Here is an 11,837-nt window from a genome sequence, read left to right as displayed (position 1 = left end):
GGAGGCGACGTGATCAGCACACCCTCCTTCGCCGCCGTGGATCTCGGCGCCACCAGCGGGCGCGTGATCCTCGGCCGGGTCGGCCCGGACAGCCTCGAATTGAGTGAGGTGCATCGGTTTCCCAACACCCCCGTACGGCTGCCCGACGGGCTGCGCTGGGACGTGCTGGCGCTTTACCAGGGCGTACTGGACGGCCTGCGCGCGGCGGCGGGGGCGGCCGGGTCCGCCGGGGCGGCCGGTCCGGTCGACGGACTGGCCTCCATCGGGGTCGACACCTGGGCGGTGGACTACGGGCTCCTGGACGCCGACGGCGCGCTGCTCGGCCCGCCGTACCACTACCGGGACGGCCGCACCGACGGCGCAGCCGAGCAGGTGTGGGCCAAGGCCGGGCCCGAGGAACTGCACGCGATCACCGGGCTGCAGCACCTGCCCTTCAACACCGTGTACCAGCTCGAAGCGGCCCGCGGCAGCGCGCAGCTGGCCGCCGCGCGCACCCTGCTGCTCATCCCGGACCTGCTCGTGCACTGGCTGACCGGCACGGTCGGTGCGGAGGAGACCAACGCGTCCACCACCGGGCTGCTCGACGCCCGTACCGGCACCTGGTCCGGCGCGCTGCTCGACCGGCTCGGCATCGACCCGGCGCTGCTGCCGCCGTTGCGCCGCCCGGGCGAGCCGGCCGGGACGCTGCTGCCGCACGTCGCCGAGTACACCGGACTGAACGCGGCGACCCCGGTGACCACCGTCGCCTCCCATGACACCGCCTCCGCGGTCGCCGCCGTGCCCGCCACGGAGCCCGGCTTCGCGTACATCTCCTGCGGCACCTGGTCGCTGGCCGGGCTGGAGCTGGACGCGCCGGTGCTCACCGAGGAGTCCCGGGCCGCCAACTTCACCAACGAACGCGGCATCGACGGCACGGTGCGTTACCTGCGCAACATCATGGGCATGTGGCTGCTGGAGGAGTGCCGCCGCACCTGGGCGGCGCAGGGCGCGCCCGCCGCCCTGCCCGATCTGCTCGCCGAGGCCGAGCGGGCAGAGCCTTTCGCGGCGCTCGTCGACCCGGACGCGCCCGAGTTCCTGCCGCCGGGCGACATGCCCGCGCGGATACGGAGCTTCTGCCGCCGCACCGGACAGCGCGCCCCGGAGAGCCGGGGCGCCGTCGTCCGCTGCATCCTGGAGAGCCTGGCCCTGGCCCACCGGCGCACCCTGCGGCAGGCCGCCGCGCTCGCCGGGCGGGAGATCCGCACCGTCCACCTGGTCGGCGGCGGCAGCCGCAACGAACTCCTCTGCCGACTGACCGCCGACGCCACCGGCCTCCCCGTCATCGCGGGCCCCGCCGAGGCCACAGCCCTCGGCAACATCCTCCTCCAGGCCCGCACTCACGGCCTGGTCCCCGACCACGCCGCAATGCGCCACCTGGTCGCCGCGACCCAGCCACTGCGCCGCTACGAGCCCGGTGGCGACCGAGCGGCCTGGGACGCGGCGGAGGCCCGCATCGGGGTGGCCTGAGCGGCGCGCATTGGTCCGAGTGAGGTGTGGAGCGGCCCGGTCCGTTTTCGTCGCTCACCTTCAGGGGCACCCCTGACTCCATGAGAAGCACGGAGGGTACGGGCGACGCGGATACCACCACCGCGCTCAGCCTGCACATCAACGGCGAACGCCGGGCACAAGTAGTCGACAACCGCACCACGCTGCTCGACCTGCTCCGCGAGGACGTACGGCTGACCGGTGCCAAGAAGGGCTGCGACCACGGCCAGTGCGGGGCCTGCACGGTCCTGCTGGACGGCCACCGCGTCAACTCCTGCCTGGTGCTCGCGGTGGCCGCCGACGGCGCGCGCGTGACGACCGTCGAGGGCCTGGCCGACGGGGACGCGCTGCACCCGCTCCAGGAGGCGTTCATCGCGCACGACGGATTCCAGTGCGGCTTCTGCACGCCCGGCCAGATCTGCTCCGGCGTCGGGGCGATCGCCGAGGCCGAGGCCGGCTGGCCCAGCGCGGTGACGCCCGTCGGCGCGCCGGACGGCCCGGTGGAGCTGACCGGCGGCGAGGTACGGGAGCGGATGAGCGGCAACATCTGCCGCTGCGGCGCGTATGTGAACATCGTCGACGCGGTGCGGGAGGCGGCCCGGTGAAACCCTTCCGCTACGAGACGGCCACCGATCCCGCGGCCGCCGTCGACCTGCTCTCCCGCGCACCGCGCGCGGCCTTCCTCGGCGGCGGCACCAACCTCGTGGACCTGATGAAGCTCGGGGTCGAGGTGCCGGAAATGCTGGTCGATGTGAGTCGGCTGCCGTTCGACGACGTCAGCGAGACCGATGGTGGGGGACTGCGGGTGGGCGCCACCGTGCGCAACAGCACCCTCGCCGTGCACACCGCCGTCCGCGCCCGCTACCCGGCGCTCTCCCAGGCCCTGCTCGCCGGCGCCTCGCCCCAGCTGCGCAACCTCGCCACGATCGGCGGCAACCTGCTGCAGCGCACCCGCTGTACGTACTTCCAGGACATCGGCAAGCCCTGCAACAAGCGGCGCCCCGGCTCCGGCTGCCCCGCGCGCAGCGGCATCCACCGCGACCTCGCGGTCCTCGGCGCCTCCCAACACTGCGTGGCCACCCACCCCTCGGACATGGCGGTGGCCCTGACGGCCCTCGACGCGCAGGTGCACTGCGTCTCCGCCGACGGCGAGCGGACGCTGCCGGTCGCCGAACTGCACCGGCTGCCGGGCGACACCCCCGACCAGGACACCGTCCTCCAGCACGGGGAACTGATCACCGCCGTGGAGCTGCCGCCGCCGGTGCCCGGCGCCCACTCGGCGTACCGCAAGGCCCGCGAACGCGCCTCGTACGCCTTCGCACTCGCCTCGGCCGCCGCCGACCTGCGGGTGAGCGACGGCACCGTCGAGCACGTACGGCTGGCGTTCGGCGCGCTCGCGGCCAAGCCGTGGCGCGCCCGAGCCGCCGAGGCCGCGCTGCTCGGCCGGCCCGCCACCGAGGAGTTTTTCGGCCGGGCCGTGGACGAGGAACTGGCGGCCGCCGAGCCGCTGCGCGACAACGGCTACAAGATCCCGCTCGCCCGCCGACTGGCCGTCGCCCTGCTGACGGACCTCGCGGGCACGCACGCGGAGGGTATGCGATGACGACCTTGCCCCGGACCCTGGGCGCGGACACCGCACGGCTGGAGAGCCGCGAGAAGGTGACCGGCACGGCGCGGTACGCCGCCGACCACGCACGCCCCGACGGCCTGTACGCCTGGGCGGTGCCCGCCACGATCGCCCGCGGCGAGATCACCGCCGTCGACACCGATGCCGCACTCGCCGACCCCGCAGTCGTCGCCGTACTCACCCACGAGAACGCGCCCCGCCTCGCCGAGGGCGACGACCCCACCCTCGCCGTCCTGCAGTCCCGGCACGTCGCGCACCGCGGCCAGATCGTCGCGCTCGCGGTCGCCACCTCCCTGGAAGCGGCCCGCGCCGCCGCGACCGCGGTACGCCTGGACTACACCTCCGAGCCGCACGACGTGCTCCTCACCACCGACCACCCCGCCATCTACGCGCCCGACACCGCCAACGGCGGCCACCCCGCCGACCGGGAACGCGGCGACTTCGACGCGGCCTACGCCGAGGCCCCCGTCCAGCACGACGCCGTCTACGAAACCCCGCCGCTGCACAACCACCCCATGGAGCCGCACGCCGCCACCGCCTGGTGGGAGGGTGAGCGGAAGCTGTGCCTGCACGACTCCAGCCAGGGCTCCTCCACCGTCCAGCAGATGCTGGCCCAGCTCTTCGCACTCGGCCCCGACCAGGTGCTCGTCACCAGCGAGCACGTCGGCGGCGGCTTCGGCTCCAAGGGCACGCCGCGCCCGCACGTGGTGCTCGCCGCCATGGCCGCGCGCGTCACCGGCCGCCCGGTCACCCTCGCCTTCGCCCGCCAGCAGCTGCCGGCCGTCACCGGCCACCGCGCCCCGACGATCCAGCGCCTGCGCATCGGAGCCGACCGCGACGGCCGCATCCAGGCACTCGCGCACGAGATCACCACCCAGTCCTCCACGGTGCAGGAGTTCGTCGAGCAGGCCGCGGCGCCCAGCCGCACGATGTACGTCTCGCCGGCCAGCCGCACCACCCACCGGGTCGCCCGGCTGGACGTGCCCACCCCGTCCTGGATGCGCGCCCCCGGCGAGTGCCCCGGCATGTACGCGCTCGAATCGGCCATGGACGAACTCGCCCTCGCCTGCGACCTGGACCCCATCGAACTACGGGTACGCAACGAGCCCGACCGCGAGCCGGACTCCGGCCGCCCCTACAGCAGCCGCCACCTCGTGGAATGCCTGCGCGAGGGCGCCCGCCGCTTCGGCTGGCAGCACCGCGACCCGCGCCCCGCATCCCGCCGCGACGGCCGGCTGCTGCTCGGCACCGGCGTGGCCGCCTCGACGTACCCGGTCATGGTCGCCCCGTGCCACGCCGAGGCACACGCCCGCGCCGACGGGCTGATCGACGTCCGGGTGAACGCCACCGACATCGGCACCGGCGCCCGTACCGTCCTCGCCCAGATCGCCGCCGACGCGCTGCGGCTGCCCATGGACCGCGTCCGCATCCACGTGGGGTGCAGCGAACTGCCCGAGGGCCCGGTCGCCGGCGGCTCCGCCGGCACCTCCTCGTGGGGCACGGCGGTGCACAAGGCGTGCGACGGACTGCGGCGCGCGCTGGAGGAACACAGCGAGGTACCGGCTACGGGCCTGACGGTCGCCGCCGACACCACCGAGGAGAGCAAGGGCGGCAAGGAGTACGCACGGCACGCGTACGGCGCCCAGTTCGCCGAGGTACAGGTGGACACCGCGACGGGCGAGACCCGAGTGCGGCGGCTCCTCGGCGTCTTCGCCGCGGGCCGCATCCTGAACCCGCGCACAGCCCGCTCGCAGTTCCTCGGCGGCATGACGATGGGCCTCGGCATGGCGCTGACGGAACACAGCACCATGGACCGCGAGTTCGGCGACTACGCGGAACGCGACCTGGCCATGTACCACGTACCGGTCTGCGCCGACGTGCCGGACATCGATGTGCACTGGATCGAGGAGGAGGACCCGCACCTGAACCCGATGGGCTCCAAGGGCATCGGCGAGATCGGGATCGTGGGGACGGCGGCGGCTGTGACCAATGCCGTGCATCATGCGACCGGGGTGCGTGTGCGCGCACTGCCTGTCACTCCTGATGCGCTGTTGCCACACCTCCCCTGACAGTGCGTCAGAGCGCGGCGGCGAAACGGGTCGCTATCGCGGCGGGTGCGGTGATCGCGCCGCCCACGACGACGCCCCACGCGCCCGCGTCGATGGCCGCACGGGCCAGCTCCGGGGTGTGCAGCCGCCCCTCGGCGAAGACGGGCACGTCCAGCCGCCCGGCCAGCTCGGCGACCAGCTCCAGGTCGGGGCCCGGCTGCTGGCGGCTGTACGGGGTGTAGCCGGACAGGGTGGTGGAGACGACATCGGCACCGAGCGCGGTGGCCGCCACACCCTCTTCGACAGTGGACACGTCGGCCATCAGCAGCCTGCCGAGGCGGTGCACCGTCTCGACCGTCTCGCGCAACGGGCGGCCGTCCGGGCGCGGGCGGTCGGTCGCGTCCACGGCGACGATCTCGGCACCCGCCTCGGCAACGGCCCGCGCGTGCGCGGCGGTCGGTGTGATGTAGACCCCCTCGGCCCCGTCCTTCCAGAGCCCGATGACCGGCAGCCCGACCACGGCCCGTACGGCACGGATGTCGTCCACGCCCTGGACGCGCACCCCCGCCACCGGCGCGCCCGCGGTCACCGACGCGGCCATCGCGGCCATGTGCTCCGGGGCACGCAGCGGGTCACCGGGCGGGGCCTGGCACGAGACGACGAGTCGGCCGCGCAGGCTGTCGAGCAGCTCGCGGGCGCGGGCGGAGGGCATGGTGGTGCGGCTGGGGTGTGTGCGGCCCTCCAGCAGCAGCGCCGCGGCGCCGATCACCGCGGCACGGGGACCGAGCGCCGCGGGTACGGGGCGTACGGAGGCGGGGCCGGGCAGCAGCTCGGCGGTGAACGCCTCGGTCAGCGGCTGCCAGAACGGCGCGCCGATGGAGGCGACACCGCCGCCTACCACGACCCGTTCGGGATCGATGGTGTTGACCAGTCCCGCCAGCGCCCGGCCCAGCGCGCCCGCACCCTCGGCGAGGGCGGTACGGGCGGCCTCGGTGCCGGTACCGGTACGGCTGTCCGTCTCCGCCAGCGCCGCGACCGTCCGCAGGTCGTACACGTCCTCATCCCCGGTCAGTTCACGGAACCGCGCAGTGATCGCGGGCCCGGAAGCGACGGCCTCCAGATGCCCCGTACGGCCGCAGTTGCACGGCCGCCCGCCGGCCTCCGGTACCGCTATATGACCGAACTCGCCCGCCGTCCAGTGCGCACCGCGCAACAGCCGCCTGCCGACGGCCAGTCCGCCGCCGATGCCGGTGCCGACGCTCACGTACAGCACGGAGGCGCAGCCCGCGCCGGCGCCGTAGGTCTGCTCGGCCAGTGCGAAGACATTGGCGTCGTTGTCGGCGGCCACCGGAAGCCCGAGCCGGGCGCTCAGCTCCTCGCTCAGCCGGGTGCCCGCCCAGCCGGGGAGCAGTGCGTTGGCGGACAGTACGACGCCCCGGTCGCGGTCGAGGACCCCGCCGGTACCGATGCCCAGGCCCGCCGCGCCTTCCCACCCGGGCAGTTCGCGGACGGCCGCCGCGATGGCGTCCAGTACCGCGGTCCGGCCCTGCGCGGCGGGCGTGGGCCGGACGACGGAGGTCAGCAGCGCGCCGTCCGGCGAGACAACACCGGCAGCGATCTTCGTCCCGCCGACATCGACGCCCAGCAGCGTGCGGGGCGGGGTTCCATCAGCCCTCGCGGCCGTCATGACTGCGCCCTGCGGACGGTGAAGCGGATGTCGTAGCGGTCGGCGCGGTAGATCGTGGTCGTCGCCTCGACCGGGGTGTCGCGGCGGTCGAGGCCGACCCGCTGCACCCGCAGCCCCGAACTGCCCAGTGGCACGCCGAGCAGGGCCGACTCCGTGTCGTCGAGGTCGACGGCCCGGATGATCTGGTCGGCCGAGCGGATGTCCAGCCCGTACCGCTCGTTGAGCAGCGCGTAGAGCGAACCCGTCAGGTCCTCGTCGACGAGCCCGGGGACGCGGTCGGCCGGGAAGTGGACGTTCTCCAGGCACATGGGGGAGCCGTCGGCGAGCCGCAGCCGGGAGACGCGGACGACGTCGGAGTCCGGCGCGACACCGAGCCGCTCGGCGAGCTGCCGGCCGGCCCGCACCGTCCCGGCGGCCAGCAGCCGCGAGGCCGGTGCGAGGTTCCGCTCGGCCATGTCCTCGGAGAACGAGGTGAGGGTGAGCGACTTGGAAACGACGGGCGGAGCGACGAACGTCCCCGCGCCCTGCACCCGGTAGACACTCCCCGCCGCCTCCAGCGCGTCCAGCGCCTGCCGCACGGTGTTGCGCGAGACGCCGTGGCGCGTGGCGATCTCCCGCTCCGTGGGCAGCGGGGTGTGCGGGGGAGCACCGGCCATCTCGCCGAGCAGCGCCACCCGCAGTTCCTCGTGCTTGGCCTGTCGGGCCACGCTTCACCATCCCGGTCGCTTGTTGTGATTGGTGCCAACCAATGCCGGGATTATTGCGCGAAACCTTGCGCGAAGCCAAGGCGAGCGCCTGATTGGTACCATCCAATCAGGCGGCAGCCCGCTCGGCCTCCACCTGCTCCAGCGGCTTGCCCGCCGTGTTGGGCATGAACAGGCCGATGACGCCGCAGATGAGGAGCGAGGCGGTGAGGAAGGCGGCGACCGGTGCGATGCCGGTGCTCGCCAGTGCGGGTACGAAGAACGACCAGACGCCGAGGACGACGCGGGACGTGCCGAAGGTGATGCCCTGCGCCGTGCCGCGCAGCATCGTCGGGAAGACCTCCTGGCTGATGGTCTTGTAGACGGCCTCGCCCGCCATGGCCTGCCCGACGCCGAAGAGCACGACGTTGAAGACGATGACGGGGAGGGTGAACGGCAGGAAGAGGAAGACGCCGTACGCACAGACCTGCATCACCGAGCCGACGATCCACATCACCTTGCGGTAGCGGTGGCCGCGGTCGGAGTACCGCATGTACACCGCGACCGTACCGACGATGACCAGCGCGAAGCTGGCGCAGGACAGGGCGACGCTGGTGGCCTGGCTGCCCGCGCCGAGACTCTGGACCATGTACGGGGTGAAGATGCCGTTCGTGCCGGCCGCGAGGTTCCAGAAGAGGTAGATGCCGCCGGTGAACAGCAGCGCCCGCAGGTGCGCGCCGCGCAGCAGCTCGCGGACCTTGGGACGGGCCGCCGCGCCGCCCTTCGCCGCGCTGCGCCAGACCGCCGACTCGACCATGCCGCGGCGCAGTGCGTACGTCACCAGTGACACCACGAACAGGTGCAGGAAGACGATGCGGATGCCGAGCAGGCCGAGGTCCGACAGGGCCCAGGCGAGCAGCAGTACGACCACCGGGCCGAGGCTCCAGGTCACCTGGGTCATGCCGAGCAGCTTGCCGCGCGCCTTGGCGGGGGAGAACTCGCCGACCAGCGCGAGCGAGGTCGGCACGTCCGCGCCGACGGCCAGGCCCACGATGAAGGTGCCGGTGAACAGCATCAGCGGGTTGACCGCGAAGGCGATGAGCAGGATGGCCGCCGCGTACACGAGCAGGTCGTACTGGTAGATGCGCTTGCGGCCGAGCTTGTCGCCCAGCCGCCCGCCGATGAACGCGCCGATCGCCGCGCCGATGGCGTTGGGTCCGATGGCCGTCAGCGCGCCGAGGCCGCTCTCCGAAAGCCCGAAACGGTCCTGGAAGAGGGCGAGACCGGAGCTGAGCGCGACGATCGACCCGGCGTCGAGATAGGACGCCATGCCGGCCAGCCCGGTCCACTTCCACTGCTGCCGCGAGACGGCGCCGTCTGCCCCGTCGGCGGCGGACTGCGTGCTCTGCACGGATGTCACGTGGACTCCTTCGCCCTCACATGTTGCGTGTTTGAAACGACTCAAACCATGGAGGGGAGGGTCTCTGGAGTCAATAGGTGAGGCGGATTTTTGCTTTGAAACCTTTCAGTCGGCCGCGGCGGCGCCGATTGCCGGTCAAGGGGTCGCGAACTGGGGGTCCCGAAGGGCGTATTGCGCCCCTGACCTGCGAAAAAGGGCTCCCTGAAGGGGTGTTGGAGCCGGCCGAAATCGACTAAAATAGAAGCAGTGTTCGAGGGAGCTCACGGGGGGTCCGGGGCTCTCGACCACGACAGGAGGGACCCTGTGACGGCTGCCGTAATGTCTTCGACGCGCCCGCTGTTCGATCTGCCGTACGCCCCGCTCGCGAAGAAGCCGCTGCCGGCAGGCCGGCCGCGCGAGTGGTACATCGCTCACAACCGCCGGCTCAAGGCCATGCGTCTGGCCATCGCCCTGCTCGACTCCGGTGTGCACACACCGGACCGCGCGCCGAACCGACTCATCCGTGACACCGCCGCGCTCGTCGGCATCCACCGCCCGTCCGACACCACCTGCCACATGGTCCGCACTCTGATGCGTTACACCCGCTGACGCACATACGCTGAACAACCGCTGACGCGAAGGGGCGGGCCGGTCTTCCGGCCCGCCCCTTCGTCGTACGGGCCCGTCGTCGTACGGACCGCGGCCGGTCAGCCGACCGGCAGGCGGCTGCTGATCTTGTGGGTCTTGCAGGCCGTGCGGGCGCGCAGCGCCGCCTCGCGGCGGGCCTGGTGTGCCGCGTGCCGGCCCTGCCAGGCGAGGGACGGCTTGCCGTGGGTGTCCGCCGAGGCGATGAGCAGCCCGCCGAGCATGGAGAGGTTCTTGAGGAACTGGATGCGCTGCTGGGTGCGCGTCTCTTCGTCCTCGGCCTCCCAGAAGCGGTGACCGGCGAGCGTCGTGGGCACCAGCGTGGCCGCGATGGCCAGCGCGGACACCCGTGGGAAGCGGCCGATCGCCAGCAGGGAGCCGGCCACCAGCTGCACGCCGCCGCTGATGCGGACGAGCTGCTCGGTCTGTTCCGGCATACCGGGAATGCGCTGGGCGATCGGCTGGGCAATCGGCTCGGCGGCCGGTACCAGGGGCTCGGGATTGCGGAGTGTCTGGAGGCCCTGGACGACGTAGGTCGAGGCCAGCATGGGCCGGGCGAGAAGTCGCAGTACAAGCATGGCCCACGAGTGCCCCTTCGGGCCGGACCTCATCCCTCGGTTCCGGCCGCTCCCCTCGGATGGGGCAACTGCCTGGCCGACCGGTTGCGTACTGCCCCGGGCCGCCCTTCACTCTCCGCCCCGCACCGTCTTTACTTCAGTGGTGACTTACGAGATGCGCGCCCTTGCCGCCGCCACCGCCGGGACCCTCGCATGATCGACAAGCTGCTGCCCGCTCCCGTGATCACCGCCGAGGCGTTCCACGACGCGCCCGTCTCGGACATGTTCCCCGAGGAACTGGCCCTGGTGGCCGACGCGGTACCGAAGCGGCAGCAGGAGTTCGGTACGGTACGCGGCTGCGCCCGAGACGCGCTCGCCCGGCTGGGGTTCGCCCCCGCGCCCCTGCTGCCGGGGCCCGACCGTGCGCCGGTCTGGCCGCCCGGCGTCGTCGGGGCGCTCACCCATTGCACCGGTTATCGCGCCGCCGCCGTCGCCCGCGCCACGGACGTGCTGACCCTGGGCCTGGACGCGGAGCCGCACGAGCCGGTGGCCGATCCGGGCGTACTGGAGCTGGTCACCCTCCCCGAGGAGCGAACCCAACTGGCCCGGCTGGCCGAGCTGATGCCCGAGGTCTGCTGGGACCGGCTGATCTTCAGCGCGAAGGAGAGCGTCTACAAGGCGTGGTATCCGCTCGCCCGCCGCTGGCTCGGTTTCGAGGACGCGCATCTCACCCTCGACCCGACGGACGCCACCTTCACCGCCCGCCTCCTCGTCCCCGGGCCGGTCGTCCGGGGCCGGGAGCTCACCGGGTTCAGCGGCCGGTGGCTGATCGGGTCGGGGCTGGTGACGACGGCGGTGGTGATGCCTGCGTAACCCTGGGGCAGGCGGCCGAATAACGAAACGTTTGCGTTTCGATCGGAGGCGGGCGTACGCTCGAATGGCGTAAGGGTACGAAACCGTTTCGATCCGATGCGGTCGTGCCACTCGATCCGATCCGTTGTTCAGGATGGGCATGTCCGTCACCACGCCGCCGTCCGCCGCCACCCCCGCGCCACGCCAGGGCGAAGGGGCAGCACGCCGGACGCGGCTCTCGCCGGAGCGCGAGAGCGAGCTGTACACCGCGGTCCTGGACCTGGTGCGCGAGGTCGGGTACGAGAACCTCACGCTGGACGCCGTCGCCGCCCGCTCCCGTTGCAGCAAGGCCACGCTGTACCGCCGCTGGCACGGGAAGCCCCGGCTGGTGTCCGCCGCGCTGCGGCATCTGCGGCCGTTCTCGCTGGAGGACCTGGACACCGGTTCGCTCCGCGGTGATGTGCACGAGCTCGCCCGGCGGATCGGGGATGCCAAGAAGGACATCGACCTGATGCGCGGGATCTCGCACGCCGTGCACAGGGATCCGGAGCTGGCCGAGGCCATGCACACGGCCCTGATCGAACCCGAACTGGAGGTGATGCAGGCGATGCTCGACCGGGCGGTCGCCCGCGGCGAGGTCGACCCCGGCTGCCCGGCGATCCCCTTCTTCCCGCACGCACTGTCCGGCGCCGTCTTCGCGCGCCCGATGCTCGAACAACGCCCCGCGGACGCCGCGTACCTCACGCGCTATCTGGACGCCGTGGTGCTTCCCGCCCTGCTGCGGACCTGAGCGACCAGGCTCTGAGACACAGGCA

At 72.7% G+C, this 11,837-nt stretch carries 11 protein-coding genes and 1 pseudogene; 7 read left to right on the top strand and 5 right to left on the bottom strand.

Features of this window, described 5'->3' with window-relative positions; all coding sequences use genetic code 11:
- Nucleotides 1-12: 12 nt before the first annotated feature.
- The 4 genes from AB0I82_RS01570 (at nt 13) to AB0I82_RS01555 (ending at nt 5,220) form a co-directional block, all read left to right on the top strand.
- Nucleotides 13-1,506: a rhamnulokinase family protein gene (locus tag AB0I82_RS01570; protein ID WP_363256037.1), complete on the top strand. Its 1,494-nt coding sequence runs from the start codon at nt 13-15 to the stop codon at nt 1,504-1,506.
- 80 nt (nt 1,507-1,586) lie between these two features.
- Nucleotides 1,587-2,129, top strand: a complete 543-nt coding sequence (locus AB0I82_RS01565; RefSeq protein WP_363254993.1) for a 2Fe-2S iron-sulfur cluster-binding protein — start codon at nt 1,587-1,589, stop codon at nt 2,127-2,129.
- A complete protein-coding gene (locus tag AB0I82_RS01560) occupies nt 2,126-3,127 on the top strand; it encodes a xanthine dehydrogenase family protein subunit M (RefSeq protein WP_363254992.1) in 1,002 nt (333 codons plus the stop codon). The genes AB0I82_RS01565 and AB0I82_RS01560 overlap by 4 nt, the downstream gene beginning before the upstream one ends.
- The gene (locus AB0I82_RS01555; protein WP_363254991.1) at nt 3,124-5,220 is read left to right on the top strand and encodes a xanthine dehydrogenase family protein molybdopterin-binding subunit; all 2,097 of its coding nucleotides are present in this window, start codon (nt 3,124-3,126) and stop codon (nt 5,218-5,220) included. The genes AB0I82_RS01560 and AB0I82_RS01555 overlap by 4 nt, the downstream gene beginning before the upstream one ends.
- A 7-nt stretch (nt 5,221-5,227) precedes the next feature.
- On the opposite strand, the gene AB0I82_RS01550 is transcribed toward AB0I82_RS01555, so the two are convergent.
- The 4 genes and pseudogenes from AB0I82_RS01550 to AB0I82_RS01535 form a co-directional block, all read right to left on the bottom strand.
- Entirely contained in the window at nt 5,228-5,911 is a 684-nt protein-coding gene (locus AB0I82_RS01550; RefSeq protein WP_363256036.1) for an N-acetylmannosamine-6-phosphate 2-epimerase, read from the bottom strand.
- Nucleotides 5,912-5,953: 42 nt separating this feature from the next.
- Nucleotides 5,954-6,886: pseudogene (locus AB0I82_RS01545) on the bottom strand (ROK family protein); the annotation flags it as partial.
- Complete coding sequence (locus AB0I82_RS01540; protein WP_363254990.1) at nt 6,883-7,593, bottom strand: GntR family transcriptional regulator; 711 nt, start codon at nt 7,591-7,593, stop codon at nt 6,883-6,885. The pseudogene AB0I82_RS01545 and the gene AB0I82_RS01540, both read right to left, overlap by 4 nt.
- A gap of 106 nt (nt 7,594-7,699) precedes the next feature.
- Nucleotides 7,700-8,989 carry an MFS transporter gene (locus AB0I82_RS01535; RefSeq protein ID WP_363254989.1) on the bottom strand — a complete coding sequence of 430 codons (1,290 nt, stop codon included), beginning with the start codon at nt 8,987-8,989 and terminating at the stop codon, nt 7,700-7,702.
- A 318-nt stretch (nt 8,990-9,307) separates the two neighbouring features.
- Here AB0I82_RS01535 and AB0I82_RS01530 point away from each other — a divergent pair, with 318 nt between their 5' ends.
- A complete protein-coding gene (locus tag AB0I82_RS01530; RefSeq protein WP_051831192.1) occupies nt 9,308-9,577 on the top strand; it encodes a hypothetical protein in 270 nt (89 codons plus the stop codon).
- 98 nt (nt 9,578-9,675) lie between these two features.
- Here AB0I82_RS01530 and AB0I82_RS01525 read toward each other — a convergent pair whose 3' ends face one another.
- Nucleotides 9,676-10,191, bottom strand: a complete 516-nt coding sequence (locus AB0I82_RS01525) for a DoxX family protein (RefSeq protein WP_363254988.1) — start codon at nt 10,189-10,191, stop codon at nt 9,676-9,678.
- A 192-nt stretch (nt 10,192-10,383) separates the two neighbouring features.
- Here AB0I82_RS01525 and AB0I82_RS01520 point away from each other — a divergent pair, with 192 nt between their 5' ends.
- Together AB0I82_RS01520 and AB0I82_RS01515 are read left to right on the top strand one after the other, a co-directional pair.
- Nucleotides 10,384-11,043 carry a 4'-phosphopantetheinyl transferase superfamily protein gene (locus AB0I82_RS01520; protein ID WP_363254986.1) on the top strand — a complete coding sequence of 220 codons (660 nt, stop codon included), beginning with the start codon at nt 10,384-10,386 and terminating at the stop codon, nt 11,041-11,043.
- Nucleotides 11,044-11,182: 139 nt separating this feature from the next.
- Nucleotides 11,183-11,812, top strand: coding sequence for a TetR/AcrR family transcriptional regulator C-terminal ligand-binding domain-containing protein (locus AB0I82_RS01515; protein WP_363254985.1), 630 nt, complete (start codon nt 11,183-11,185; stop codon nt 11,810-11,812).
- Nucleotides 11,813-11,837 lie beyond the last annotated feature (25 nt).

Origin of the sequence: Streptomyces sp. NPDC050315, from assembly GCF_040655775.1 — a bacterium.
Lineage (GTDB): Bacteria > Actinomycetota > Actinomycetes > Streptomycetales > Streptomycetaceae > Streptomyces.
The sequence above is the reverse complement of the archived record's forward strand: the minus strand, read 5'-3'. Positions and strand labels throughout refer to the sequence as shown.

Bases quoted from the DNA above. Each gene is read 5' to 3' on its own strand.
- AB0I82_RS01565 (WP_363254993.1), top strand. From the start codon at position 1,587: ATGAGAAGCACGGAGGGTACGGGCGACGCGGATACCACCACCGCGCTC.
- AB0I82_RS01555 (WP_363254991.1), top strand. From the start codon at position 3,124: ATGACGACCTTGCCCCGGACCCTGGGCGCGGACACCGCACGGCTGGAG.
- AB0I82_RS01550 (WP_363256036.1), bottom strand. From the start codon at position 5,911: ATGCCCTCCGCCCGCGCCCGCGAGCTGCTCGACAGCCTGCGCGGCCGA.
- AB0I82_RS01530 (WP_051831192.1), top strand. From the start codon at position 9,308: ATGTCTTCGACGCGCCCGCTGTTCGATCTGCCGTACGCCCCGCTCGCG.
- AB0I82_RS01525 (WP_363254988.1), bottom strand. From the start codon at position 10,191: ATGCTTGTACTGCGACTTCTCGCCCGGCCCATGCTGGCCTCGACCTAC.
- AB0I82_RS01520 (WP_363254986.1), top strand. From the start codon at position 10,384: ATGATCGACAAGCTGCTGCCCGCTCCCGTGATCACCGCCGAGGCGTTC.
- AB0I82_RS01515 (WP_363254985.1), top strand. From the start codon at position 11,183: ATGTCCGTCACCACGCCGCCGTCCGCCGCCACCCCCGCGCCACGCCAG.